Source organism: Tunturibacter empetritectus, assembly GCF_040358985.1.
Lineage (GTDB): Bacteria > Acidobacteriota > Terriglobia > Terriglobales > Acidobacteriaceae > Edaphobacter > Edaphobacter empetritectus.
In genome coordinates this window covers 2,039,953-2,065,569 of the sequence record NZ_CP132932.1, presented here as the reverse complement: position 1 = coordinate 2,065,569, position 25,617 = coordinate 2,039,953, and the positions used below count along the sequence as shown (strand labels likewise).

At 58.3% G+C, this 25,617-nt stretch carries 22 protein-coding genes; 10 read left to right on the top strand and 12 right to left on the bottom strand.

The window, feature by feature from the left end:
• Positions 1-3 precede the first annotated feature (3 nt).
• The gene (locus RBB75_RS08635) at positions 4-891 is read right to left on the bottom strand and encodes a DMT family transporter (protein ID WP_353070189.1); all 888 of its coding nucleotides are present in this window, start codon (positions 889-891) and stop codon (positions 4-6) included.
• Positions 892-1,041: 150 nt separating this feature from the next.
• Here RBB75_RS08635 and RBB75_RS08630 point away from each other — a divergent pair, with 150 nt between their 5' ends.
• The 6 genes from RBB75_RS08630 (at position 1,042) to RBB75_RS08605 (ending at position 6,329) form a co-directional block, all read left to right on the top strand.
• Positions 1,042-1,986 carry an ABC transporter ATP-binding protein gene (locus RBB75_RS08630; RefSeq protein ID WP_353070188.1) on the top strand — a complete coding sequence of 315 codons (945 nt, stop codon included), beginning with the start codon at positions 1,042-1,044 and terminating at the stop codon, positions 1,984-1,986.
• Positions 1,987-2,031: 45 nt separating this feature from the next.
• The gene (locus RBB75_RS08625; RefSeq protein WP_353070187.1) at positions 2,032-2,820 is read left to right on the top strand and encodes an ABC transporter permease; all 789 of its coding nucleotides are present in this window, start codon (positions 2,032-2,034) and stop codon (positions 2,818-2,820) included.
• A gap of 50 nt (positions 2,821-2,870) precedes the next feature.
• Entirely contained in the window at positions 2,871-3,653 is a 783-nt protein-coding gene (locus RBB75_RS08620; RefSeq protein ID WP_353070186.1) for a CPBP family intramembrane glutamic endopeptidase, read from the top strand.
• 125 nt (positions 3,654-3,778) lie between these two features.
• Entirely contained in the window at positions 3,779-4,951 is a 1,173-nt protein-coding gene (locus RBB75_RS08615) for a sensor histidine kinase (RefSeq protein WP_353070185.1), read from the top strand.
• Positions 4,948-5,562: a response regulator transcription factor gene (locus RBB75_RS08610; RefSeq protein WP_179640410.1), complete on the top strand. Its 615-nt coding sequence runs from the start codon at positions 4,948-4,950 to the stop codon at positions 5,560-5,562. Before RBB75_RS08615 ends, RBB75_RS08610 begins: the two co-directional genes overlap by 4 nt.
• Before the next feature lie 119 nt (positions 5,563-5,681).
• Entirely contained in the window at positions 5,682-6,329 is a 648-nt protein-coding gene (locus RBB75_RS08605) for a hypothetical protein (RefSeq protein ID WP_353070184.1), read from the top strand.
• Positions 6,330-6,388: 59 nt separating this feature from the next.
• On the opposite strand, the gene RBB75_RS08600 is transcribed toward RBB75_RS08605, so the two are convergent.
• The 11 genes from RBB75_RS08600 to RBB75_RS08550 all read right to left on the bottom strand — a co-directional run bounded on the left by RBB75_RS08600 (position 6,389) and on the right by RBB75_RS08550 (position 22,113).
• On the bottom strand, positions 6,389-8,779 hold the full coding sequence (locus tag RBB75_RS08600; protein ID WP_353070183.1) for a S9 family peptidase: 2,391 nt from the start codon (positions 8,777-8,779) through the stop codon (positions 6,389-6,391).
• A gap of 211 nt (positions 8,780-8,990) precedes the next feature.
• A complete protein-coding gene (locus tag RBB75_RS08595; protein ID WP_353070182.1) occupies positions 8,991-9,731 on the bottom strand; it encodes an RNA methyltransferase in 741 nt (246 codons plus the stop codon).
• A 74-nt stretch (positions 9,732-9,805) separates the two neighbouring features.
• Positions 9,806-10,762, bottom strand: a complete 957-nt coding sequence (locus tag RBB75_RS08590; RefSeq protein ID WP_179640406.1) for a YXWGXW repeat-containing protein — start codon at positions 10,760-10,762, stop codon at positions 9,806-9,808.
• A gap of 244 nt (positions 10,763-11,006) precedes the next feature.
• On the bottom strand, positions 11,007-12,158 hold the full coding sequence (locus tag RBB75_RS08585) for a glycosyltransferase family 2 protein (protein ID WP_218884875.1): 1,152 nt from the start codon (positions 12,156-12,158) through the stop codon (positions 11,007-11,009).
• A 40-nt stretch (positions 12,159-12,198) separates the two neighbouring features.
• Complete coding sequence (locus RBB75_RS08580; protein ID WP_353070181.1) at positions 12,199-14,043, bottom strand: ArnT family glycosyltransferase; 1,845 nt, start codon at positions 14,041-14,043, stop codon at positions 12,199-12,201.
• A 243-nt stretch (positions 14,044-14,286) separates the two neighbouring features.
• Complete coding sequence (gene rpoD / locus RBB75_RS08575) at positions 14,287-15,996, bottom strand: RNA polymerase sigma factor RpoD (RefSeq protein ID WP_179640403.1); 1,710 nt, start codon at positions 15,994-15,996, stop codon at positions 14,287-14,289.
• 516 nt (positions 15,997-16,512) lie between these two features.
• Positions 16,513-17,913, bottom strand: coding sequence for a lipopolysaccharide biosynthesis protein (locus RBB75_RS08570; RefSeq protein ID WP_179640402.1), 1,401 nt, complete (start codon positions 17,911-17,913; stop codon positions 16,513-16,515).
• Positions 17,914-18,014: 101 nt separating this feature from the next.
• Positions 18,015-19,808: a DNA primase gene (dnaG, locus tag RBB75_RS08565; protein WP_179640401.1), complete on the bottom strand. Its 1,794-nt coding sequence runs from the start codon at positions 19,806-19,808 to the stop codon at positions 18,015-18,017.
• A gap of 177 nt (positions 19,809-19,985) precedes the next feature.
• Positions 19,986-20,318 (bottom strand): hypothetical protein, encoded by a 333-nt coding sequence (locus RBB75_RS08560; protein WP_353070180.1) that lies wholly within the window; start codon positions 20,316-20,318, stop codon positions 19,986-19,988.
• Between the two features lie 139 nt (positions 20,319-20,457).
• A complete protein-coding gene (locus RBB75_RS08555; RefSeq protein WP_179640400.1) occupies positions 20,458-21,390 on the bottom strand; it encodes a hypothetical protein in 933 nt (310 codons plus the stop codon).
• Between the two features lie 102 nt (positions 21,391-21,492).
• Positions 21,493-22,113: a hypothetical protein gene (locus tag RBB75_RS08550; RefSeq protein WP_257031295.1), complete on the bottom strand. Its 621-nt coding sequence runs from the start codon at positions 22,111-22,113 to the stop codon at positions 21,493-21,495.
• Positions 22,114-22,262: 149 nt separating this feature from the next.
• Between RBB75_RS08550 and murQ the strand changes: the two genes are divergently transcribed.
• From murQ to RBB75_RS08530, 4 genes are all read left to right on the top strand, one after another.
• On the top strand, positions 22,263-23,159 hold the full coding sequence (gene murQ / locus RBB75_RS08545; RefSeq protein ID WP_179640399.1) for an N-acetylmuramic acid 6-phosphate etherase: 897 nt from the start codon (positions 22,263-22,265) through the stop codon (positions 23,157-23,159).
• A gap of 68 nt (positions 23,160-23,227) precedes the next feature.
• Positions 23,228-23,722 (top strand): Holliday junction resolvase RuvX, encoded by a 495-nt coding sequence (gene ruvX, locus RBB75_RS08540; protein ID WP_353070179.1) that lies wholly within the window; start codon positions 23,228-23,230, stop codon positions 23,720-23,722.
• Between the two features lie 44 nt (positions 23,723-23,766).
• Complete coding sequence (locus RBB75_RS08535) at positions 23,767-24,168, top strand: nuclear transport factor 2 family protein (RefSeq protein WP_353070178.1); 402 nt, start codon at positions 23,767-23,769, stop codon at positions 24,166-24,168.
• 57 nt (positions 24,169-24,225) lie between these two features.
• The gene (locus tag RBB75_RS08530; protein WP_353070177.1) at positions 24,226-25,416 is read left to right on the top strand and encodes a glycerophosphodiester phosphodiesterase family protein; all 1,191 of its coding nucleotides are present in this window, start codon (positions 24,226-24,228) and stop codon (positions 25,414-25,416) included.
• Positions 25,417-25,617 lie beyond the last annotated feature (201 nt).

The window sequence follows — 25,617 nt, the reverse complement described above, 5'->3', positions numbered from 1 at the left end:
AGCCTATGTTTCTAAACTTGAAGGCTGTGGTTGATTAGCAATAATCCAGACCGCCGCGAGTATAAATCCGCCACCCAAAATTTGTAGCCTCGTCATCTGTTCTCCAAAGAGAAAGAATGCAAGAAGCGCTGTGATTGGCGCGACGGCAAGTAAGACTATTGAGGAGACCGTTGCGGGTACGTGTCCGAGGGCGTAGGTAAGGCAGAAATATCCCGTCAGTTGGCAGATAAAACCTAACCCCGCAACAGCTAAGAGTGACTGGAACCCCGGAATAGCTAGCGAGATATGCGCCGCAAAAGAAAACACCAAGAGAGCGGCCGCGCTTGCAGTAGTGGATAGCACGACAATTGTCACTGTATCCGTATTCGTTCTCAGTCGCTCTGTGGTCAAAAGATAAAACGCAAAGCAGATCGAAGCGATAGAGGCCAACAAATCCGCAGAGAAGGAGGACCGCATATGATTCCAGTCGATCGAAACGATAAGGCATGTTCCCAGAATGGCAATTGCCAGAGCCACCCAGAATCTGAAGGATGGTAGCTTTCTTGTTAGGAACCATGTGACTAGACCAACTACGATGGGAGCGTTGTTGCCTAGGAAAGTAGCGCTGCCAGCCGATGTGTGCAGAACGGCTACGTTGTAGAGACCTACGTCCGCCGCAAAAAAGATGCCCCCCAGAGCCGATAGCGGCACTGACCGCGACGAAATGCGCAGGCGACTGCCTCTTTGCGCCAACAGAATGATCCAAAGAGCGATCGAAGCAATCAGAACCCGGTAAAACGCGGAGGCCACTCCCGACATGTCAGTCCATCTCACGAAGATCGCTGACCAGGAGATCGAAATGATACCGACGAACAGCGCGGCGAAGGGAAGAATCTTTTTCTCATCGTGCATAGACTAAGCGTATCGGACGATTCTAGAAGACCGCTCTCCGGTCGACGGCAGAGCATGACATCTGTCACCTCCAACTCCTGACGTCCCACACTACTGTCGCCGCACAATCCGTCGCATCATCGTCCTGTAATTCAATACAGGAGACCGATCATGCCGCTGACCGCCATCGCCTACGAGACCGAAGCCCGGCCCACCAACGGAACTCAAATCGCGTCGAAGCAGCCCATCGCCAGCCTCACCGGCGTCACCAAGCGCTACGGCAACGCACTCGCCCTCGACCGTCTCAACCTCTCCTTGCATCCCGGCGAGATCGTCGCTCTCCTCGGCCCCAACGGCGCAGGCAAATCCACCGCCATCAAGCTCCTCCTCGGCCTCATCGCGCCCACCTCCGGCGCTACCCGCGTCTTCGGCAGTGATCCCCGCGAAGCTGCCACCCGCAACCGCGTCGGCGCCATGCTCCAGATCTCGCGCATCACCGAGATGCTAAAGGTCCGCGAACACCTCGACCTCTTTCGCAGCTACTATCCGAATCCTCTCCCCACCGCAGACATCCTCCGCATCGCGCAGCTCCAGGGCATCGAAGACCGTCTCTTCGGCCAGCTCAGCGGCGGCCAGAGGCAGCGTGTCCTCTTCGCCCTCGCCCTCTGCGGCAACCCCGACCTCATCTTCCTCGACGAGCCCACCGTCGGTATGGACATCGAGGCTCGCCGGGGCCTGTGGGCAGAGATCCGCGTCCTCTCCGCCATGGGCAAGACCGTACTCCTCACCACGCACTACCTCGAAGAGGCGGACGCCCTCGCCGACCGCATCATTGTCATCAACAAAGGCCGCGTCATCTGCGAAGGCACGCCTGCCGAGATCAAACGCAACAGCGGCGGGCGAAGAATTCGCTGCAGCACAAGCCTTTCAAGCGAGTTTTTGCGATCTCTTTCCACCGTAACCGGCGTCGAGCACCACGGAGAGGCAACCATCGTGACCGCAGTCAACGCAGAGGAGGTTGTCCGCGAGATGCTGCTGCGCGACGAAACTCTCAGCGGACTCGAGATCGCGAGCCCGGCCCTCGAAGATGCCTTCCTGGCCCTTACCAAGGCCTGACAATTCATGCCATCATCCGCGCCTCACCCAGACAAGGAGACTTCAATGTACCCCGCCGCCATCCTCCAACCCGCCGGAACCAACGTCCCCGACATCTACCGCAAAGAAGCAAAGTACGAGTTCGTAAAACTCCTTCGTACCCGTTCCTTCTCTCTTGCAACCATAGGTTTTCCCGTCATGTTCTACGTCATCTTCGGGCTGGCCAACCGCCACGCCTACGACGGCTCCGTCCACCTCGCCAAATACATGCTCGCCGGCTACGCCTGCTTCGGCCTCATCGGATCAGCTCTCTTCGGCATCGGCGTCGGCCTCTCCTCCGATCTAGCCGCCGGCTGGCTCGAACTCAAGCGCGCCAGCCCTATGCCCGTCTCCGCCTACCTGTTCGCCAAATGCGCCGCCGCCGTCGCCTTCGGCCTCATCATCGTCAGCATCCTCACCCTCGTCGGCACCGCCTTCGGCGACGTCCGCCTCTCCCCCGCCGAACTGGTCAAGATGCTCAGCATGACCGTCGTCGGCTCCGTCTGCTTCGCCAGCATGGGTCTGCTCCTCGCACTCCTCGTCCCCGCCAACGCCGCGCCCGGCATCATCAATCTCATCTACCTCCCCATGTCCTTCCTCAGCGGCCTCTGGGTCCCCATCCGCTTCATGCCCCACTGGCTGCAGGGCTTCGCGCCCTTCCTCCCCACCTACCATCTCTCCCAGCTCATGCTTCACGTCTTCCACTACGGAGACACCATGCCCCTCGCCAGCCACTGGAGCGCCCTCCTCGGCTTCACCCTCCTGATGCTGGGCCTCAGCCGCCTCCTCTTCCACCGCAGGGAACAGAACATGTAACCCTCAACCCTCAGTAAGGTATCGAGTCTCACAAACCGAGAGAGGCCTTAATGCAGGACTTAAAAGATCGGGACAGCATCTCAGATCAAGATCGGCGAAGTCTTGAACCGGTAGCGAGCTATAAACACACGCTTGGCCTGCTCGCAATCTTTTGTGCTGTCTTCGCAATCGGCTTTGCGCTCCAATACGGACCTGCTGCCGACCATACCGAAGTCGCGCAGCCGGCCCTCGGCTCACAGCCAATTCAGAGAAGAATCATTCCCGGATTCATCGAGTCGCTCCTCTTCGATTGGGGCATTCTTTACTATGTCTGGAGCGGCGTGCGATCCGGGGGCGGCAGCCTGCTGAAGCTCTCCGGCCGGCATTGGTCGAGTGTAGGCGACGTTCTCAGAGATCTCGCGATTGCGGCGCCTTTCTGGGTCCTCTGGGAAGCGACTGCATTTGCAGCGTTCGCGGTGCTTGCCCGGTTCTTCGCTACACCCACCGGCCCGCACGACGAGACCTTTCCAGTTCGCGGTTTGTTCGAGATCGGTGTCTGGATCGCGGTCTCACTCAGTGCCGGATTCTGCGAAGAGTTGATCTTTCGCGGTTACCTGCAACGCCAGTTCAGCGCACTGACGGGGCGCCTCTGGCTCGGCATTCTTCTCCAGGGCCTTGTATTCGGTTTGATCCACCCCCGGGGTTGGAGAGCTGTCGCCGTAATCAGTATCCTTGGTGTGCTCTACGGGATCCTGGCGGCATGGCGAAAGAACTTGCGACCCGGCATCCTGTCCCACAGCTGGAGCGACCTATGGGAGGGCTGGTTGAAGTTCACATTTCATCTCAACCTCTAGACCGGCCGCACTCCTCTACCTCTTATGTGTCCCTCGCAGCCATACACTTCCTTTTCTTGAGGTGCCCCCTCTAAGATCTGAACTCTAAACCCCGATAACCGGCGTAAACTGCACTGGAACAATCTATGAGCACCACCGACAACACCTCGAAGCGGCACACACGAAACTGGGCATGGCTCTGGCTCGCCTACGTCGGCTTCCTCTTCATCAACCCCATCCTCGAACCGAGCCCCCGCCTGTGGATTGGCACTCTCGCCGTCTTCGCAGCCTTCCTCGCCCTCTTCACCGGCTACGTTCGCTCCACCGACGAAGGCCGCCCTACCCGCTACTGGATGATCGCCGCCACCTTCGCCCTCGGCCTCATCACCTTTCCCTGGAACGGCGGGGGCTCCACCTTCTTCGTCTACGCCGCCGCCTTCCTTCCCTTCAGCATCGAATCCAAACGCCGCGTACTCTCTCTCTTCCTCCTGGAAGCTCTCTTCATTGCCGCCGAAGGCGCCCTCTTCAACGCACCCCACCGCTCCCTCTACATCGGATGGCCGAACGTCTTCATCGCCATCTTCCTTGTCTTCCTCATCGGCGGCGGCAACATCCTCTTCGCCGAGCAGAAACGCGCCGACTGCAAGCTCCGCCTCGCCCAGGAAGAAAACGCCGCCCTAGCCGCCGTAGCCGAACGCGAACGCATCGCCCGCGACCTCCACGATGTCCTCGGTCACACACTCTCTGTCATCGTGCTCAAGGCAGAGCTCGCCGGCCGGCTCATTGAGAGCGACCCGCGACGTGCAGTCCGCGAGATCGCCGACGTTGAAGCGACCGCGCGAACAGCCCTCAGCGAAGTCCGCGAGGCCATTGGTGGATATCGGTCTCAGGGCCTTACCGCCGAAATGGAGCGAACCCGGAAAACCCTCCAATCCGCCGGTGTCGCGCTCTCCTGCGAGTCTCCAGTCCCTCAACTCAATGCCCCGGAAGAGACCGTTCTGTGTCTCACCGTTCGCGAAGCGGTCACCAACATCGTGCGGCACGCCAAGGCCACGCAGTGTCGCATTCGCTTCGATCGCTCCGAAGACGGTTATCACTCTCTCCTGATCACCGACGACGGAAACCAGCCCAGGATCAGAGAGGGTAACGGCCTCCGCGGAATGCGAGAGCGCGTCCAATCGCTCGGCGGTCGCCTCTCCATCACAACCAGCCCAGGCGTCACAATCCTCATCGAGCTTCCTCACACTCCCAACACCCAGAGCGACCTAACATCGTCGACACATTCGAGCGAAATCAAAGCTCCCTTCGTGACCACATGAGCACCGCCATCCGAGTTGTTCTCGCCGAAGATCAAGCCATGGTGCTGGGCGCCCTCTCCGCACTGCTCGAGCTCGAAGCCGACATCTCCGTCATCGCCACCACAGCGAACGGCCGCGATGCCTTTGAAGCCGTTGGCCGCATGAAACCCGACGTCCTCGTCACCGACATCGAGATGCCTCACATGACCGGCCTCGAACTAGCCGCAAACCTGCGCACCAGCCATCCTAACGTTCGCACAATCATCCTTACAACCTTCGCCCGCCCGGGGTACCTACGCAGAGCGCTCGACGCCGGGGCCCGCGGCTATCTCCTCAAGGATCGGCCCGCGAAAGAGCTTGCCGACGCCGTCCGCCGCGTCCACCGAGGCATGCGTGTCGTCGACCCCGCGCTCGCCGCCGAGGCCTGGAACGCAGAACTCGATCCCCTCACCGACCGCGAACGCCAGATCCTCCAGCGCGCCGGCGACGGCCGCAGCAGCACCGAGATAGCCTCTGAACTCCATCTCTCCGAAGGCACCGTACGTAACTATCTGTCCGAAGCCATCGCCAAGCTGGGCGCCTCCAATCGCGTCGACGCAGCCCGCATCGCCCGCACCAAAGGCTGGCTATAAACTTCGCACCGCTCAGGCAACCATTTTCGTAGAAGACCTAACCAACATCTCCTGCATCCCACCCACTTGAAAGCCTGAAGCCAAGCCAGGCAAAGATAAGATCTCAGGAGACATTTGAAATGACCCGCCAAAACATCCGCATCACCCTCCGCGCAGCTGCCCTCTGTGGAGCAGCAGCACTCCTCGCAACCGGTTGTAACAAAAAAGCCGACAACACCGTCAACTTCACCAGCGCGATCAATACCTACTACTCGGCCCATCCCGCCTGCCTTTGGTCCGACCCGATCAAATTCCCAGTCCAGGCCGATACCTCTGACGCCAGTAAAACCTCCAGTTACGATGCCCTGGTCGATCAGGGTCTCTTAGTCCGCACCACCGCCGAAAAGAAGAAGTTCATCATCGCCAGCAAGCAGGTCAATAACTACGACCTCTCCGACAAAGGCCGCGCCGCCTGGACCGCTGACACCAGCCAACCTGGTTACGGAAACTTCTGCTACGGCCACCGCAAAGTCTCAAGCATCGACAGCTCCACCCCCACCACCGACGCCGTAGGCGCCACCACCCAGATCAACTACCACTACACCGTAGCCGATGCGGCCGGATGGGCCACCGCTGCTGAAACCCAAAACGCCTACCCTCAACTCCAAACCGAACTCGCCGCGCCTCAGAACGCCCGGGCCACGCTCACCAATACCAGCAACGGCTGGCAGGTCTCTTCAGCGAAATCGTCGAACACCTCCAGCAACGACGGCAAGATCGTCGAATAATTGAGCAAAAATGGTCGGCAGAGCAAATCACTCTGCCGGCCATTCACATTTAACCCTCTCTACTGATCATCCTCCGCATCGCCCGGGCCCGAACGCGCCGCCGCCATCGCCGCAGCATAAGACTTCATCTCATACTCATGCGGCGGCACATCCCCCGCGAGATTCTTCACGAAGTAATCCCACCGCCGCCGCGTCATGTACTGACTCGCCTCGCCATAGCCATGCGCGACATTAGGAATAATCAGCAGATCAAAGTCCTTGTTCGCCTTAATCAAGGCGTCCACCACAAGCAGCGTATTGTTCAGTGGCACGTTGTTGTCCATCGAACCATGCGCCAGCAGCAGATGACCCTTCAGATTTTTAGCCACATACTGATTTGCCTGACTGTCATAGTTCGTCGTCCCATCGGCATTCTTCACCAGCAGACCATTCCACTTCTCTGCCCAATCATCTTCGTAGTCGCGTTGATCGTGATTGCCACTCTCTGCAATCCCCACCTTGAAGAAATCGGGATAGTGAAACATCGCCGCAGCCGTAGCATTTCCGCCGCCCGAGTGCCCGTACATCCCCACCTTCTCAATATCGATCCACGGATACTTCGACGCCAGCTCCTTCATCCCAGCTACCTGGTCCGGAATCGTGTTGTCTCCCAGGTCGCCGAAGTAAAACTCATGAAACACCTTCGACCGGAACGGCGTCCCCATTCCATCAATGCACACGACAACAAACCCAAGCTCCGCCAGCGACTGCCAATCCCGATGCGCCGCCGCAAACCCCCGTCCACCGCATGATCCCGTCTGCGGTCCCGGATAAACACTGTTCACAATTGGATACTTCTTCGAGGCATCGAAGTTCGTCGGCTTGAACATGTAACCGTACAAGTCCGTCTTTCCGTCCCGCGCCTTTACCACAATCGGCACAGGAGGAACCCAACCGTAAGCTACCAGCTTCGAGATATCCTGCTTCGCTACATCCACCGCAACTTTGCCGCTCTCATCCCGCACCACCGCCGTCTGCGGCTCGGTCGCAGTCGAATAAACATCGACAAAGTACCTCCCATCCTCCGACACCGTCACCGCGTGATCTGCATTCTCAGGAGTCAGCAGCTTCATCCCCTTTCCATCAAACCCAATGCTGTAGTAGTGCGAAAAGTAAGGGTCGCGCCCCTGCTCCTTCCCCACGCCGAGAAAGTAGATCTTCCGCGCTGTTTCATCCACCCGCAGCACCTGCGTCACATTCCCGTCGCCATGCGTAATCTGGTTCTTCAGCTTGCCGGTCGCGGCGTCATACAGATACATCTGCCCCCAGCCATCTCGCTCGCTGAACCACAAGAGCTCATTCGTCTTCGATAGATACTTCCAGTTCACCTTGTCATTGCCGCTCTCAAAAAACTTCGGTGCGGTCTCGCCCATCACCTCGCGAACCTCGCCCGTCGAAGCATCTGCGATCCGCATCCACTCCTGCTTGTGGTCACGCGATGTAGAGACAAACGCCAGCGTCCTGCCATCCGCGCCCCACTGTACGTCGTCCCACCCACTCCCGCCACGGCAGCTAACGTCATCGCACAAGGTAGACCGGTGCTGATCCGGCGGCATCTTCAACCGAATTACCTTCGCGGCATCGACATCGATGATCACCCGCTCAATCATCGTCACATCCTTATCGCCCACTAGCGGATACTTCCACGCCTTTAACTCCGGGTGCCCATTCGTCACAGGCACCATGTACATCTCGCCTGTCTTTCGCTGATCCTGCTGAAACGTGGCGATCCTCTTCCCATCCGGCGACCACACCAGGATTGCGTTATCGCTCATCGTCCAGCCGGCGTTATCGGTCGCATACCCATAATCCTTCGCGCCATCGGTAGTCAGCTGCGCCTCCTTACCCGTAGCCACATCGCGCATCCAGAGATTCCAATCGCGAATAAAAGCTTCCTTTGTCTTATCCGGGGAGAGAACTCCGTGAATCTTGTTTGCCGCCTGCTCTCCGCCCGGCGCAATCACCTCCGTGCATACGCCCGCACCACTCAGGTCGCAATGAAACCTCCGGGAGCCACTCCCCACAACAACCGTCTTGTCTCCATCCGAAAACTCAATCTCTGAGATCACCAGATGCCACGCATCCGCCTTCATCTTGCCGCCTGTCGCACTCGTCAGCGCTGCGGCCAGCTTCGCCTGATCAAACGCAGGCACCTTCGTCCCCTTCCCAGGATCGACCAGGGTAAACGTAATCCCCTCCGGCCCATTGTCGCGATACCAGAACCGCCCGTCTGCCATCCACGTCGGCCGTGCCACGCCGTGATATACCAGCGCATTCACGTTGTACCCCATAAACTTCTCAGCGCGGGCATAGTCCTCGTTTGTAAGCTGTCTACCCTGCGCTGCTCCGTTCGCAGACAGGCAGCACCCCGCCACAACCGAAATCACCGACAATCGATTCTTCACAAACATGCCTCAAGCCTCCGGACGCATACCCTCACGAAAATTGTTACGAATGACGCTTAGTCTACAGTCCGCCAAGCCTACGTGATATATGGAATCGTGGCCCTCGTCGGCTTACTGCAGATGTTGTTCCATTTGCCATCCCTAGGAATCTGCCGTGTTGTCGCGGGCGCTTAATTTTTAAAAAACCTTTGACTGCTATTACCTCTCCTGCGCGCCCTCAGCCCCCGCGCACCCGCCACAACACCTGCCGCAGAATCCCCATCCACACCGGCACATCACTCGCCGTCAAATCCATCCGCAACACCAGCCGCCGGATCTGAGCCTCATCAGAGTTCGCAAGATGCCGTCTCGTATAACCCGTCGCCTCCAGCACATCGCCCAACAGCGCCGTCAGCCGCTCTACCTCTCCAGCACCAGCCGCCGCATCCACAGCATCGGCAACAACCGAATCCTTCCTCCGCACCATTTCATACAGACAAACGGCTACCGCCTGCCCAAGATTCATCGAAGGATGCCGAATCCCAATCTGATCCGCCATCGGAATCGTCAGCAGCCAATGACAGTGGCTCAGTTCCTCATTGCTAAGGCCGGTCTTCTCCGAGCCAAATAGCACCGCAACCCGTCCCCCACCGGCCGCCGCTGAACCGATCTTCTCTCCAGCGTCAGCGAGGGTATGCAAAGGATGCTGCAGCGCCCGCTCCCCCACTGCCGTCGTCCCCACCACAAGAGTGCAATCCGCTACCGCCTCCGCAACGCTGATATACGCCTCAGCCCCAGCCAAGACCTCCGACGCATCCACCGCCGACCGCGCCGTCTCAAACGGCACCGCATACTCATTCACAACTCGCAGATGGCGAAAGCCAAAGTCATGCATCGCCCTCGCCACCGCGCCGATGTTGTTCGGATTGCGCGCACGCACCAGTACCACTACCACCCGGTCCATCTGTTCCGTAAGCATTCCTAAGATTCTAGGCAAAAAAAGAGCGGCCGGCGAAACCTACACCGGCCGCTCCCGTTTCGCTCTAATACCGCCTACCGATGCCCTTCGCGCGCCTCAGCATGTGGATGTTCCTGCGTGTTTGCGTTGTGCTTGTCGTTATTGATTGATCTGCTGACGTTGTTCTGCCGCTGATTGATCTGCTGATGTTCCTGCGCAGTCAGATGTCCGCCGTTCGCCGCGCGGTCAGCCGCTGCCTGGTGATTGATGCTTGCGTCCCTGTGCTCCAGGTTGCCAGTCTCATGAGCCGTAAGCTGACCCGACTGCACACCCTGCCCGATACGCTGCTGCTGATTCGCCGCTCGCACTCCGGGCCGGGAGAAAGCTGCATTCTGAGGATGACCGCCATTGACCGATGCGAAGTTGCTGCGGTCCGCATGGGCCATCTGCACATGGCTTTGTTGCTCCGCAGTCGGCGCCACATGGTTCTCCCGCGCAAATGAAGCCTCCTGCGCCGAAGGACGAGCCTGTATCCCGCCGGTCCCGCCATTGAAGCTCGTACGGTTGTAGACCGTCGTATGGTTGATCACCGTATTGTCGACGTACGTATTGTGAATTACCGTCCGGTTCACATTGACGACCGAGGTGTTATACGCAAAGCTGTTGCCAACCCAGCGGCCGCCGCCAAAACCAACGCCGCCATAACCGAAGCCATAGTTCACCCCGCCATAGAAGCCCACATGCGGCCCCCAATAACCGGCGTGGAAGAGGTAAGCACCACCGCCCCATCCCCAGTAGCCCGGCGTCCACAAAAGTCCAACCTGCGGAGGCCGAACCCACACACCCGGAACCCAGTAGTAGCCTTCATCGCCATACGCCCAATAGCCGGGATTCCAAAGATAGCCATCGCCCGGGCAGATCGGCTGCGTATAAACCGGCAACACCGGCGGTGCAAAGCCCACCGAGATAAACACTCCTGCAAAAGAAGCTGCGGGCAAAAGCGCAAGAGCCGCGCCGACCACAAACTTACGGACTAAATTCGTCAATTTCATATACACATCCTTTGGTTGGCTTCACGGCGCCTTGGCCGCCGCTGCTCAAAATTGTTGAACGGCCTGAAATCGCAATCGGCCATTCGCTCTTTACTCTCCGTACAAACCCACGACCTCGGCGGAAGTTCCGCACGAATGTACGGTAGGCCCCCGAGAAATCTGCAAGATATCCCTCGATGGTTGTACGGAGACACATTGGGGGAGCCAAGCTCCGGTCCGCGCTGCAGGCAAATAAGTTCTGTCCCTACCGGCGGTTCATCCCAAGCAGGCTGAGAAAAAAGCTGCCAAATATAGCTTCCACCCCCAACATAAAACAGGTTGCTGACGGCAGAGTAAGACGCAGCATGCGCTGGGGCGAGAGGTTCCCAAATCCCGCGCCGTGCCAGATATGGATGGCATAGCCAAGGATTCCCAGACCAACGAGAAGAAGTGCTGCTCCGAACAACAACCCGACTTCGAGATTGATGTAGTTAAAAATGCGCTCAAACTCTGGGTTCGGCGGCAAAAATCCCTCCTGCGTGCCGAAGACCCGTGCGCTCACTGCAAAGACGGAGATGTGCGCTCCGATAAGGACAAGGCCCAACGCATAGGTGAGAGTGTCAACGTCGAAGGTCCATCGCCCCACAGTCTGCGGGCCGGGGATGAGCCACAGAGAAAGAAGGATGCCAACAAAGAAGGTGACGACGCCTGGAATCAAAAAGAGCCACCTGGGGCTGAAGAGAAGAAGAAAACGAAGATGACGCCAGCCATCGCGCCAGGATCGCAGATGGGGGGGGCGGCTGCGCCCATCGGGAGAGAGTGTGGTGGGAACCTCCGTCATGCGCAGTCCGGCGAGAGAGGACTTCACCACCATCTCCGAGGCGAACTCCATTCCTGTGGTGCGAAGGTTTAGTGCGAGGATAGGATCGCGCCGGAAGGCACGCAGTCCGCAATGGAAGTCGCGAACCGGGATGCGGAAGAAGATGCGGCCAATGGAGGAGAGAACCGGATTGCCGAGGTAGCGGTGAAGCGGCGGCATCGCTCCAGGCTCAATGCTGCCGGAGAAGCGGTTTCCCATGACGAGATCGTAGCCTTCGTCAAGCTTTGGCAGGAAGCGGGGAAGATGTTCGAAGTGGTAGCTCGCATCGGCATCAGCCATCAGGATGTACTTGCCGCGGGCTGCCTCGATCCCGGCAATGAGCGCTGCCCCGTAGCCGCGAGTGGGCACGTTGACGACACGAGCACCTTCCTCGGTGGCGATCTGTTGTGAGCCGTCAGTGCTGCCGTTGTCGGCGACGACAACCTCGCCAGCAACATTGTTATCGCGGAGAGCGGCAACCGCCTGACGAACGCAGAAGGCTAGCGTCTCTGCTTCGTTCAAGCATGGCATAAGAATAGTTACGGTCAGATCGCTCATGGTTTGCATGTACCAAAGTGATGATATGGGACTAGCCGCGTCAGGGGTGAGGGTTTTCCGCTGGGGCCGCCGCCGGAAGGTTAAGAGGAAGCGCGTAAAAAGGAGAACTGTCCAGCTCATGCCAACCCGCAGAGATGGGGTTCGTACCGGTCATGAGACCAGGAGTGAAGTAGCCGATCAAAACCTTGTCGCCCTGGCGGCGCACGACGTCAATGACCTCGTCGCGGTTGGGCATCGCAGCATAAGAGGGGTAGAGTGGCGTAGTTGGCACATAGATCTCTGTGAGGACGCGGACACCGGCCAGCCGCGCCCAATAAGGATCGTAGAGACAGGCAGTGGTTCCGATGCACGCGACCGTATCGCCTGGTCCTACGCCCATGTCGTTGAGTGCGTGGGCAGCCCCAAAGATGCTCGGGCTGTACCAGCCTGCCGGTAGTCCGGCGGAGGGCAGCTCTCGACGAAGTTCTCCGACCGTACGAGCCGATTCGCCGACAGCCAACAGCGCAAGCAGAACAACAGCTGCCGAGGCCGCTGTGCGCGTGGCAGAGGCTTGAACGGCAGTCGAAAGACGGAGTGCCGCAAAGAGAGGCAATAGAATCGCGAGAAGGCCGATGGTGATGTAGCGGTCCTCGATGTTCACCATACCGTAGATCCCGAGAACCCCGAGGCCAAGAAGAAATGGTGCGACCCAGAAGGCGTTGGAAGACGGTTGCCAGTCTCTGGACAAGCGTCCTCCCATAAGCAGAAGAAGTGCAAGGAGGAGCCATGCCTCGGGGTGATTTGCGATGTACCGAATGATGCGCACGATGCATTGGCCGACGACGACGATCTCGATGCGTGGGTTCATGTGCGCCTTAACCTGGTCGTTCCAGAACGAGTTGTCAAACCAGTCGGGATAGGTGCCGTAAGGAAGCTGACGATAACTGAAGATGCCGGGCGATTGCAGTAGCTGTTTTTCAGGGTGTTTGAGGTGAACCTCGGATGCGCCGAAGAGCGACGTCTGATTCGGCTGGAGATGCATCTTCTCTGTGCCGCTGATGAACCACGCGTAGTTGAGAGTGCCGGAGTCGCCGAAGTCGAAGCGCCCCTTTTGCCTGGAGAGGGCCGCAATAAATGGACCCGCAATCACCGAGAAGCAAACCAACGTGAGAAGACTTGCCGCTACGATCTTGCTGGCAGAATGCCGCTGCCACAGGGCGCGAAAAAGAATCAGTGCGAGAACGGAGAGCAAGGTGAAGAGGAATGCGAAGGACTTGGCGAGATAAGCAAAACCCAGAAAGACGCCCATCAGTGCGGCGTACCGTAGCTGGCTTGTAGCGAGATGTTTCAAGAGCGCGGCCACGCCGAGAAGCAGAAAGGCCTGAAGGAGCGCGTCGGGACGAACCTTGCCCATGCTGAGTTCGCGCTGGGTGGAGATGATGAGAAGGGCGACGCCGAGGTAGCGGAGGGCGTAGCGGTCTAAAACGAAAGATGCGGAAAGAAAGGATGTAGCGTTTAGTGTGGCGGCCGAGTCTTCGCGGAGATCGCGTAGTTGGACGAGAGCGTCGGTGAAAGCAACGATAGCCAGCATCTCCAGCAGAAAAATGCCGAAGTTGACCATGTAGTAGGCGTGAAGCTCGGTGAAGCGAGTAGCGTGGAAGAGAGTGTGGCCCAGTGCCAGCGCGGCAGGGTAGAGCGTGTTCCAGTAACCATTGACGACGCCGTGCCAGTTATGTGCGCGGATGAGGTCGCCAATATCCATGTAGGAGACCGCGTCGCCGTCGATCTGGTAAGGGTCGTAGAGCGCGTAGCCGAAGGTAACGAGGGCAGCAAGAAAGCAGTAAATGGGCCAGAGACGACGCAGCCAGTAGTGGAGACGGTTAGGCTCCGGCGTGGGGAGTGTCATGCGGTGGGGAGGTCCTCCGGGGTGCTGATCGATCTTTCCTATCATCGCAGAAGTAGAGAGAGAACTTATAAATCTTTTGTCCTGCCGGACGAGCCCGCTGCGCGCGGGCGGTCACTTCGTGACTTGTGTACCCCTTCGGTTGGACCTCCCGTCGGTCGGGAGATGGCGTTTGTTTTGCTGCAAAGGAAAGGGCGGCAGCTTTCGCTGTCGCCCCTTATTGTTTTTAAATTGTGATGGTCGGAGTTACATGTCCTTGACGCCGTCGACGAAGGCCTTTAGCTTACGGCTGCGGCTGGGGTGACGGAGCTTGCGGAGTGCCTTGGCCTCTATCTGACGGATGCGCTCGCGGGTGACCTGAAAGGACTGGCCAACCTCTTCGAGCGTGTGTTCGGAGCCGTCCTCGAGGCCGAAACGCATCTTAATCACACGCTCTTCGCGCGGGGTCAGGGTGCGCAGCACCTGCGAGGTGTACTCTTTCAGGTTAACGCTGATAACGGCGTCCGCCGGGGACACGGCCATGCGGTCTTCGATGAAGTCCCCAAGGTGCGAGTCTTCCTCTTCTCCGATGGGCGTCTCGAGCGAGATGGGCTCCTGCGCGATCTTGAGAACCTTGCGGACCTTCGCGACTGGGATGTCCATACGGCGGGCAATCTCCTCCGAGGAGGCTTCGCGACCAAGCTCCTGCACCAGCTGACGCGAGGTGCGAATGAGCTTGTTGATCGTCTCGATCATGTGCACCGGGATACGAATAGTGCGGGCCTGGTCCGCAATGGCACGAGTGATGGCCTGACGGATCCACCAGGTGGCGTAGGTTGAGAATTTATAGCCACGACGGTACTCGAACTTGTCGACCGCCTTCATGAGGCCGATGTTGCCCTCCTGAATGAGGTCGAGAAACTGCAACCCGCGATTGGTGTACTTCTTCGCGATCGAAACGACGAGGCGAAGGTTAGCTTCAATGAGCTCACGCTTGGCGCGCTCAGCGTCCATGTCGCCCTGGATCATCTCGCGCTGGGTGCGCTTCAGATCGACCAGCGAGATGCCCGCATCGGCTTCGACGCGTTCGAGATCGGTGCGGCAGTTCTTCTGCTGGCGGCGATACTCCTTGCGCAGCTCTTCAGACTTGGAGGCCTCGTGCTTGACCTCGAGGGTCTTGATCTGGCGCTCGAGGGTGCGCATGGCGTCAACCGTCTTGTTGACCTTGTCGAGCAGGCGCTTCTTCTCACCGTTCGTGTACTTCAGCTCACGAACGATGCGGTTGATATAAACGTGTTCGCGGCCGATGAGCCAGCGGGTCTTGCGGGTGTCTTTTGCCTTGGCCTTGGCATCCTTGCCTGCGGGCGCTTCAAGCTTTTCTTCGAGGGCGTGGAGCTTCTTCTGGTGCTTGACGATGACGTCGATGCGGCCGGCAGTGGCGCGAACGCGAGCCTGCAGAATCTCTTCGGTAAGCTCTTCTTCGTCGAAGGTAACGACTTCCTTGATGTTGCGAACGCCGCGACGCAGATCTTCGCCAAGCCCGACGATCTCGCGAATGACAATCGGCGAGCGCGAGATAGCCTTCATGACGCGAAGCTGGCCGCGTTCGATGCGCTTAGCGATCTCGACTTCGCCCTCACGGGTAAGCAGAGGAACGGTACCCATCTCGCGGAGGTACATGCGGACAGGATCGTTGGTCTTTTCGAGCGTACCGGGCGACAGGTCGAGCTCTACGTCATCGGACTCTTCCCCGGCTTCCGGCTCGTACTTGTCGCGGCCACTGGCGCGCTCTTCTCCCGAAAGCACGTCGATGCCCTGCGTGTTGATGGTGGTAAGAAGATCATCGAGATCGTCGGGGGTGGTGATATCTCCAGGCAGAAGGTCGTTAACCTCGCCATAGGTGAGATATCCCTTCTCTTTCCCGGTGTCGATGAGCTTGTCTATATCGTCTTCGTACTTGTCAATTTCTTCAGCCACGGCTGTGCGCACTCCTGCGAAAGATTCTGATAATTGGGATGCCGCTTGTGTCGTTTGTGGTATTCAGGCGGACTGATCCCTTGGTTGTAACGTAATGGGCAGGGAGCAGATTGCGGTTTAGACCGCGTTGGCAAGCCCGGTGACCCTAAAGAGGGTCTGGGCATTCGAAGGCACACTTCCCCAGCGAATCACAGGATACCACAATGGTTAGACGCATTCGGAGGAAAAAAGATTCGGCGGTGACTCACGAAGTGACTCGCCTTTCATGCCGTTTTGATGAATTGGACAGCGACGCAGGTGAATATCTTTGCCGGCAGAACCGTAGTCATGGTGGCAATGGCTGCAACGCAGGTGGTAGATGGTCTGGCCTGCGAATGATTCTGAGGGAAACCCAGTCCGGGAGATAACAACTTGGCCGTGTTTGTTCTTATATCCGGGGGTAGGGCTCTGAAAAGTGGTCTTTTTTTGCAGATGTATGTGGTGATGTATGAAGAATCAGGGGGTTAGCAGGTAATCTTAGCTTTCGAAGCCAGGTCTGGAGCGACGGATCCGGGCCAGAAGCGAAGCGGGCCGCAAGAACGACGGAAAGTGGAGCATACTAGCCAAAAAAGCCGGCAGGGTATCGTGGGCGATCTTTAGGCAGGCAGGCACGACGTACAAATTCATTACGATCTCGGAGATCAGAAGCGAGGCGGCTGCTCCATAGAGGCCGTAGGTTCGCGACATCAGGTAGCACAGGACGCAGGCGACACTGGTGCCGAGGATGTAGTAGGTTGCCAGCCGTTGATGCTGATTCGTTGAAGTCATCAGGGTGCCGCTGGTGGACCAAAGCGCGTAGAGGACAACGACGGCGAGAAGAATGCTGAGGAGCGGTCGGCTGGGCGGCACGTGGCCACCCGTCCAATGAACCAGGAACCATGGGCCGAAGCTCAGCATAACCAGAACCAGGACCAGCGCGACGAGAAGAGCCAACTGGCAGGCGCGGCGGAGCAGGGTGCGGGTTAACTCGTAGTTTCCCGCCCCAAAGGCGATCGACATCTCCGGTTCGAAGGTGGTGTTGACCATTTGGACCATCTGAAGCGCAACCCGCGAGACGGTGCGCGCCGTGCTGAAGATGACGACCTCGGTGGGCCCAAGAGCATAGCCGACGGCAAGCAGGCTGCCTTGAAGGCTCAGGGCATTGCCCAGGGGGAACGCCATATAAGCAAAGGCCGGGCGGGCAAGCTTGCGAATCTCGGCGAAGCTGGCATGTTGCCACCCATACTCGATCCAGGGAATGTCGCGGTGCACCAGAATGCAGAAAAATATGGTGATAGCCACGTTGACCGAGGCAAATACAAACGCCGTCGTACGTGCCCCCGCGCCTAGAGCGACCGCTCCGATCATGCAGCCAAAAGCGAACAGGGAAAACATGTTCTTGAGGAAGGTGCCATAGGGATAACGGCCAACTGCGCGGTAAGCAGATTGCAGCAGTTGCTCCAACTGCCCAAGCAGCACGGAGACTCCAAGATAGAAGATGATCCATTTGGTATCGGACTCCCCCAGCGTGGTGAGCCTGAGCAGGCGAGAAGCCGGTAGATAGTACAGGGTTCCCGAAAGCAGAACGATCGTAGCAGTGCAGATGAGGGCAATCAGCCACCAACAACTCTGGAAGACGCGCAGCGCAGCAGCTCGGTCATCGCGGGCAATCAGCATCGTCATCTCATTGCCTGCGACTGAACCGAAGCCGACGTTGCTGAAGCTGAGATACGCAGGAATGGAGTTGACGATCATCCATTCGCCATAGAGGGGGACGCTCCAGAAGTGGAGGAAGACCGGGATCTGGACGAACTGAATTACGGTCGAGGAGAGTTTCCCCACCCAGTTGGTCAGGAAGCCGAGCATCAGCCTTCGCTTTGTGGAGACGTCCATGCTCATAATTGAGATTTGTTTTCTAGATACAGGACAAGTCTACTTTCTTCTAACCCGCTGCTCGGAAGGATGTTCCTGAGAAATGATGAAGAGATGAAGATGAGTTACTACTCTTTCAGCCTTCGGTCTATCTGAATCTTCTCCGCAGTCAGGTTGGCCAGCATTTCATGGTCGCCTCGGCGGTCGGCTTCGGCAATCAAACTTCGGAGCTCGCGCTGATGGCGTTCGAGCTGACGATATTTGAGCGTTTCGAGCGTGTTTTCTACGCGCTCCGTCATGGATTGCGCGTTGGCGGGGGCGCTATCAGAGTCTTCTGTGTCCTGAAGAGTGCGAGCCAGAAGAATGCGGCTGGGTTCATCAGGAGCAGCGTCGAGAGGGTTAGAGGGAACTGGAGCGTTGGCAAGAGACTCCAGTAACGCAGCCGACGGAAGACTCTCGTACCACTCAGGATGTTGGGTGAGCTGTTCGGCGGCTAGAGTACGAGCCGGGTCACCTTCGGGAAGAACGAGCGCGCGGAGAAGCACTCGCTCGGTCTCGCTTGCGGGGTCGTGGGCATGGGAGCGAACGCTTTCGACGCGTTGTGCTGCAGCCTGTTTGAGCTCCTGGCGCAGAATCGCAGAGTCGATAAAGAGTTTTTGCGCAGCATCCGCGGCGAACTCGTCCCGCTGAATGCGATTCGGCATCCGGCGGATGTGAGGAAGGAGGAAGTTGAGAGCCTTCACCTTGGCATCGGAGGTTCGCCCGGGAAACTGTTCGCGTGCTCGGTCGATCAGGTAGTCCGAGTGGCGCTTCGCACTGCGCAGGGCCGCCATGTACTGCTGGATGCCATGTTCGCGAATGTAGCGGTCCGGATCGAGGCCTCCTTCCAGGGTGACGACCTTTACCTCGAAGTCTTCTTCGGTGAGCAGCGCGATGGACTTCTCCGTGGCCGCGGTACCGGCCGTGTCAGGGTCGAAGTTAACAATGACGCGTTTGGTAAATCGGCTGAGCAAACGAATTTGCATTTCTGTGAAGGCGGTACCGGAGGTCGCAAGAACGCCCTTGATGCCCGCCATGTAGACGGAGATACAGTCCATCTGGCCTTCCACGAGCAGCGCGAAGCCGAGGCTCCGGATCTCCGCCTTGGCTTTGTCAAGGTTGAACAGGACCTGGCCTTTGCTGTAGAGCGCGGTCTCTGGAGAGTTCACGTACTTTGCGATGTCGCGGCCCTTTTCGTCCTGGGCGTCAAGGGCGCGCGCGGTGAAGGCGATGGTCTTGCCTTGTTCGTTGGCGATGGGGAACATGACTCGTTTGCGGAAGCCCGCGTAGAGTTGTCCCTGGCTACCGTCGGCCTGCTCCTTCGACTTGAACAGGCCACTGGCTTGCATCACCTCTTCACTGAAGTGCGGCTTCAGAGCGTTGCGCATGTGGTTGAAGTCGTCGGGGGCAAAGCCGATGCGGAACTTTGCGATGGTCTCAGCCGTAACGCCGCGTCCAGTCAAGTACTCGCGAGCACGTGCGGCTTCCGGAGCTTTGAGAGCTGCTTCAAAGTACTGCGTCGCGGCCTCGTGAATATCCACAAGCTGGCGGCGAATACCGGCTTCGCGGGCCTCCTCGGGGGAGCTGAACTCGCGTTTGGGGAGAGGAATGCCGCATTTGGTGGCCACCACGCGAATAGCCTCCGGAAAGCTAATGTTTTCCAGCTTCATCACAAAGGTGAAGACATCACCTTTTTCGTGGCAGCCAAAACAGTAGAAGTAGCCGTGGACGGCGTTGACCGAGAAAGATCCCGTCTTTTCCTTGTGAAACGGGCACAGGCCGGTATAGTTCTGGGCGCCGGATTTGCGCAGCTTGAGGTAGTCCCCAATGATGCGGACGATGTCGGCCTGTTGCTTGACGGTTTGTGCGAAGTTGTCGGACATGCGTATGGCGAGGCGTCCTAACCAAACGTCCTGAATGAATGAAGGATCTTTTTTGTCGCCCTTATAAGAGTTTAGCTGGAGAAAAATCAGCGGAGCGCATCCCTCGCGCAACGCAGAAGAAAAGGCCCCCTAAGGAGCCCTCTCGTTTCTTGACCTCGCAGAGTTTTACCGCGGCGACTAAACGCCTGAGTTGTGCTTCACCGCAGCCTCATATCCAGCGGTAAAGTTCGAGCGGTACTCATCACGCGCCGCTCCCTTGACCGGAGGATGAACGTACAGGTGAGACGCCTTCGCGTCGATCTTGCGTTTTGCGGTCATGTCCAACTGAGCCGCCTCAACTCCGTCGCGGTAGGCTGACTGCGCCTGCTCAGTACCTGCAGGAGGCGTATTCCAGCTGCGGCTCTCGGTGGTGGGTGCCTGGTTTGCCTGAGCGTGTGCGAAAAGTGTTGCACCGCTCATAAGTACCACTGCAATCAGTGGTGTTGCCATTCGAGTTAGGTTCTTCATCATGTTTCCTCTTTCCTTCCAGTCAGTAGATGCACCGGAAGGCCAGACGGAACTTATCATAACCCGGCAATTACTGGCAAATTCACAGAGAACCGTTGCGTTACCTCTCAAAATGCAGGGTAGTTGAACCCACATTCTTCAGCTACATATTGGTATGGCCGCCGCGCATATCCTCATTGAACGTAGGTTTGATGAAGGCCAGCGCATGCGCAAGTTCAGCAGCATACTGCGCACGATGTCCCATCAAAGCCTCGGTGGGCGTGGCATACTCGGTATCCGCCGCCAGGTGAATCAGACCTTCGCCCGCAAGTGCCGCCGCGGTCTTCTTCAGCTCCTCCACAGTCGTGTTCAAATACTGCGCGTCCCGAGGATCCAGCAGCCACACCGGCTGTCCGCCGCCCAGCACGCCCGACAGCCAGAACACCTTCGCAGCCAGATACTCCTGCCGCTGCCCCTCGGTCGTGTCGTTGAAGTTGAATCGCTTCTTCCACGGGCTATAGAACCGCGTCGTCACCGGCACAGGCTGCCGATTCCCGCTCTTCACCAGCTCCAGCTGCCCCTGATCCATCGTCTTTCGCACCGCGTTATAGATAAATCCCTCAGCAAACGGCTGCTCCGGAGCCTTCACGATCTCCGCAAACGTCACCGTCATCGACGCCGCCACCTTCGCATGCAGCGGGCTTCCCTCGCCATCCTGCAGATGGACTTCGCCATGCACCAGGAACGTATCCGCACCCGAGGTCGACGCGTGGAACGGCCACGTAAACTTCTCAAAGCTCAGCGGCAGCCCATGCAGCGTCAGATAATAATCCTGCTGCGGATTCTTCAGCCGCTTCGCCGTCTCCCCCAGATAAACCCCAACCTCGGCCAGCATATCCGCCCGGCTGAAATCGAACTTGTCGCTCAGTTCAAGCACTTGAGTCTTCGAGTGGTCCGCAGCCAGTGCCAGCATGAACCGCGTCGTCGGGTTCCCTGAAAAATCCTGTCCTGTCGCGCTCGAAACCACAACCAGCCCAGCCGCCTTCGCCGCCACTTCAACCTGTCCAGCCAAAATCTCTTGCGTTCCCATTGCCATCTGCCTCGGTCGTCCTTTGCGTTTTGCGTATCTCTTCTATTTTACGGGTTTCGAACCTCCGATCCACCCAAACACTTCGAAAGTTAGAGAAAACCATGCGAACTAGGGATGCTTCGCAGCCGCAGCCTTGTCTGCCGCAGCCAACGCCTTCCTGAACTCCTCCACAGCAGGAACATTATGCGAACGAAGTCCATCCTTCGCGACATAGCTCCATCCCACCGGGCCCTCGAGAGGCCTCTCGGCATCGCCGTTGTACACAAAAAAAGTGTCCTCCGTCGTCCCAATCTCCGTCTGAGGATGTGTCGGCTCATGCGAGCTTGCATCCGGCATTCCCGCCCCGTTCCCATGCTGCGCCCCAACCGACACACCATTCGCCGTCGGGTCAATCACACCCGCCCGATTATTCTGGCGAGGATCACTGATCGTCGTATCCACAACCTGCTTGTGCCCTTTGCAAATCACGATAATCAGATCCACGTTTTGGGTGAAGATCACAGGCTGAAACCTTCCCCAGTTCAACAGCGCCGTCTCAACATCCTTCTGCGCCACTTGATTGGCTCGCGGATCCTTCAGATCGATACCCGCTCCAGGATCCACCATCACATTTACGGTCTTCGCTCGGAGAATGTAATCCGGCACATTTTTCTCAGCCTTGTTCTTCGCACCTGCTACGGTCGCCATCAACAGGCACGCCACTAGAGCTAAAAACTCTCGCTTCGGCATATCTCCTCCTTCGTCTTCGGCACAGATTTTACGCCGCAGTCTAAAGCAACCGGAATCGTCGCCGGCCGGGAGCCACAAAGACGGCGAGGTGCCACGTCGTGATTCAACCCTAGCGCGATGCCGCCTCTTCCTCCATCATGGAGTCACCCATGAATCTCGCCAACCTCGCCACCGAAGCCCGCAACCCCTTCACCGAACACATCGACGAACTCCCCACTCTGGACATGCTTCGCCTCATCAACGCAGAGGACGCCAAGGTCGCCGCCGCCGTAGCCGCCGTCCTTCCCGAAGTCGCTAAAGCCATCGACGCCATCGCAAAGCGCTTCGCGGAAGGCGGCCGCCTCTTCTACATCGGCGCAGGCACCAGCGGCCGTCTCGGCGTACTTGACGCCAGTGAGTGTCCTCCAACCTTCTCGGTTCCACCAACCCTCATTCAGGGCATCATCGCCGGTGGCGACAGCGCCCTCCGCAACTCCAGCGAACAATCCGAAGACTCCCCGGAACAGGGAGCCGCAAACCTCGCAGCTCACTCACTCACCGCCAACGACACTGTCCTCGGCATCGCCGCCAGCGGACGCACTCCTTACGTCCTCGGAGCCCTCACGCACGCTCGCCAACTAGGCGCACTCACCATCTCCCTCACCTGCGTCCCCAACTCCGCGATGGCCGAAGTTGCGGAGATCTCCATCGCTCCCATCACCGGACCCGAGATCCTGACCGGCAGCACGCGCATGAAGGCCGGCACCGCCACCAAGCTGATCCTCAACATGATCTCCACCGGCGTCATGATCAGGACGGGAGCCGTCTACGGCAACCTTATGGTCAACATGCAGACCACCAATATCAAACTCGTCGACCGCGCCCAGCGCATCCTCATGGCCGCCACCGGCATCGACCAGCCCGCCGCCGCAAAACTGCTTACCGATGGAGGCACCGTGAAGACCGCCATCGTGATGCAGAAGCTCTCCATCGACCGCCCCACCGCAGAAGCAAAGCTGAAAGCCCACCACGGCAATCTCGCCGCGCTCCTGAATCGGAAGCCCTGAATTCGAACCTTAACCCGCACCAGGGTCTCCGCACCAGGTCTCCCATGAAGCAGCGGTAGACTGAGCGTATGACGACCGGCCGCGTGATGGCGTTGGACGTGGGAAAGATTCGTGTGGGCGTCGCGCTCTCTGACCCGCTCGGATACACGGCGCAGCCTCTGTTAACGCTGTGGCGCAAGACCCGCGGCGAGGATCTGCGCAGCCTGCTACGCCTGATTCGCAAGCATGAAGTAGTCAAGATTGTGGTCGGTAACCCGCTGCATATGTCAGGCGAGGTAAGTCCCTGGGCCGCGAAGGTGCATGAGTTCGCCGAAGAGCTCGAAAAGCGCTCCGGCCTTCCCGTGCAGCTCTGGGATGAACGCCTCAGCTCGGTCGCAGCACACGAGATTCTCAACGAAGCCGGACACCGCCGCCGCGAGCGCAAGTATGTCATCGATCAGGTCGCAGCAGTCGTCATCCTGCAAGGTTGGATGGAGGCCACAGTACAGGCCGAAGCGAAGGCTGCGCTGGAGCAAAGCGACCTCGGAGACGTAAGCGATCGAGACGCTCGAGAAGGCAAATAACGCCTTGCACCGCGAGAACCGCATCTGCTATCCCTGTTCGGCATATGGGCAAACTCACAAACTACGCCATCCGAGAGATTGAGCGAATCCATTCTGACTGGATCGCGCACGAAGTCGCCGGAGAAGATCACAGCTTGATGGCACTATGCGCCGATGACATCGAACTGTGGCCGCCTGACGCCCAGCCCGTGCTCGGACGCCCCGCAGTCGCAGCGAAGATGACGCCCGCGGGGACAAAGATCCACTCCATCGAAATCACCGACCGTTGCATCCGAGGGTCCAACGAGATCGCTTACCTGACAGCAAGCTACAAAACCATCTTCTCCTCCACGGAAGACCCCGCTCCGAGACAACTCCTCGGAAGCCATCTGTGGATACTGCGAAGTCGGATCGGCACATGGAGAGTTCATCTCATAAGTTGGTCATTGTGGGACCGCGAAATGTGATCCTCCAACCCTTCGCGTTCACACCAAAGCAACTTCAACCCACTATCATGGGCCCTCATGTTAACCTCCACACGAACGGTTTTATCCGCCGCAAGTCTCCTTCTCACCACCGCGACCCTTACCGCCCAGCAGGCTCCTATGCAAAATCCCTTCGTTGGACTCATGACCGCAGCCGACAAGCACGCTAAGGCGCATAACGCCCAGACTCCGGTGCTCTCTCCCGTCGACGCAACTCTGCTGGGCGCCAATCCCCCTGTGAACGTTGCCGAGCTGCATAAGGCCGGCTTCAGAGTTATTCCATGGACCACGAACGATCCGGCAAAGATGCGCGCTCTGATTGATCTTCGCGTCGACGGCATCATCTCCGACTATCCCAACATCCTGCAGCAGGTCGTTGCCGAGCAAAAGGCCGCTCACCCTGAAGAAGCGGAATACTTCAAGACCTTTGTCGTCTCGGCCCATCGCGGAGGCCGCGGTCTGCGCCCGGAAAACACACTCCCATCCTTCGAATCCGGCCTCGACCATCTTGCCACCGAACTCGAAACCGACACCGGCGTCACCAGCGATCACGTCTCCCTGATATGGCACGATCAGTTCCTGAACCCGGAGTCCTGCCGCCGCGTGGACGGCAAACCGTATACCCGCGAAGAGCGCATCTACACCCGCGATATCTCGCTGGCAGAAGCTCAGAGCACCTTCATCTGCGACAAGCTTCACCACGGTCCGGCCTTCGGAAACGCCAAGTTCGACGACCAGCAGAACGATCTTGCGCTGTCTCCTGTTGCGGTGGCATTTGCAAAGCACGAGCACCTTATCAGCCCCTACGTTCCAACCTACGCCGAGCAGCTCTTTCGCTTCACACGCTTCTACGTGGACTACTACAGCAAAGGCGCAGGTAAATCTCATCCCGATGCCGCCGCCCGCGCAGCCAACGCTCGCACCGTCCGGTTCAATCTCGAGACGAAGATCACTCCGTTTCCTGAAGATCCGGCTGGTCAGCCGCTTCCTCCGCTGCCAGAGCATACCGAGCCTAAGACCAATCACACCTTCGACCCGCAGACCTTTGTGACTGCGCTGTGCGGTGCGATTGTTCGCAATCACATGGAGTCGCGAGCCGAGGTGCAGAGCTTTGATTTCCGAACGCTGATTCTGGTGGAGGAGCAGTTCCCGAAGATTCCCACCTACTACCTGACTGGACCGCCGAAGATGCTCAGCACGGAGTTCGCTCCGGCTACCTTGCGGCAGTAATTTTCCGGTTCTGTTGGCGGAGTTTTTTCTGTTGTGGTGGTTTGCAGGGGTTTTTGCAAAATTGTGGTGTCGTAACGTGGTGTTTTGGATGGTGAAACGTGGTGTAGATCGTGGTGAATGTGTGGCTGGAAACACCACAGATTTGGCGACGAAAAATATGCCACGTTTTTCAACTTTATTTTTGAAGTGCTAATGAAGCTG

Bases quoted from the DNA above. Each gene is read 5' to 3' on its own strand.
- ruvX (WP_353070179.1), top strand. From the start codon at position 23,228: ATGACGACCGGCCGCGTGATGGCGTTGGACGTGGGAAAGATTCGTGTG.
- RBB75_RS08600 (WP_353070183.1), bottom strand. From the start codon at position 8,779: ATGTTTGTGAAGAATCGATTGTCGGTGATTTCGGTTGTGGCGGGGTGC.
- RBB75_RS08535 (WP_353070178.1), top strand. From the start codon at position 23,767: ATGGGCAAACTCACAAACTACGCCATCCGAGAGATTGAGCGAATCCAT.
- RBB75_RS08530 (WP_353070177.1), top strand. From the start codon at position 24,226: ATGTTAACCTCCACACGAACGGTTTTATCCGCCGCAAGTCTCCTTCTC.
- RBB75_RS08550 (WP_257031295.1), bottom strand. From the start codon at position 22,113: ATGCCGAAGCGAGAGTTTTTAGCTCTAGTGGCGTGCCTGTTGATGGCG.
- RBB75_RS08615 (WP_353070185.1), top strand. From the start codon at position 3,779: ATGAGCACCACCGACAACACCTCGAAGCGGCACACACGAAACTGGGCA.
- RBB75_RS08585 (WP_218884875.1), bottom strand. From the start codon at position 12,158: ATGAGCGATCTGACCGTAACTATTCTTATGCCATGCTTGAACGAAGCA.
- RBB75_RS08555 (WP_179640400.1), bottom strand. From the start codon at position 21,390: ATGGCAATGGGAACGCAAGAGATTTTGGCTGGACAGGTTGAAGTGGCG.
- RBB75_RS08625 (WP_353070187.1), top strand. From the start codon at position 2,032: ATGTACCCCGCCGCCATCCTCCAACCCGCCGGAACCAACGTCCCCGAC.
- RBB75_RS08605 (WP_353070184.1), top strand. From the start codon at position 5,682: ATGACCCGCCAAAACATCCGCATCACCCTCCGCGCAGCTGCCCTCTGT.
- RBB75_RS08590 (WP_179640406.1), bottom strand. From the start codon at position 10,762: ATGAAATTGACGAATTTAGTCCGTAAGTTTGTGGTCGGCGCGGCTCTT.
- RBB75_RS08610 (WP_179640410.1), top strand. From the start codon at position 4,948: ATGAGCACCGCCATCCGAGTTGTTCTCGCCGAAGATCAAGCCATGGTG.
- RBB75_RS08595 (WP_353070182.1), bottom strand. From the start codon at position 9,731: ATGCTTACGGAACAGATGGACCGGGTGGTAGTGGTACTGGTGCGTGCG.
- RBB75_RS08620 (WP_353070186.1), top strand. From the start codon at position 2,871: ATGCAGGACTTAAAAGATCGGGACAGCATCTCAGATCAAGATCGGCGA.
- murQ (WP_179640399.1), top strand. From the start codon at position 22,263: ATGAATCTCGCCAACCTCGCCACCGAAGCCCGCAACCCCTTCACCGAA.
- RBB75_RS08570 (WP_179640402.1), bottom strand. From the start codon at position 17,913: ATGAGCATGGACGTCTCCACAAAGCGAAGGCTGATGCTCGGCTTCCTG.
- dnaG (WP_179640401.1), bottom strand. From the start codon at position 19,808: ATGTCCGACAACTTCGCACAAACCGTCAAGCAACAGGCCGACATCGTC.
- RBB75_RS08560 (WP_353070180.1), bottom strand. From the start codon at position 20,318: ATGATGAAGAACCTAACTCGAATGGCAACACCACTGATTGCAGTGGTA.
- RBB75_RS08630 (WP_353070188.1), top strand. From the start codon at position 1,042: ATGCCGCTGACCGCCATCGCCTACGAGACCGAAGCCCGGCCCACCAAC.
- RBB75_RS08580 (WP_353070181.1), bottom strand. From the start codon at position 14,043: ATGACACTCCCCACGCCGGAGCCTAACCGTCTCCACTACTGGCTGCGT.
- RBB75_RS08635 (WP_353070189.1), bottom strand. From the start codon at position 891: ATGCACGATGAGAAAAAGATTCTTCCCTTCGCCGCGCTGTTCGTCGGT.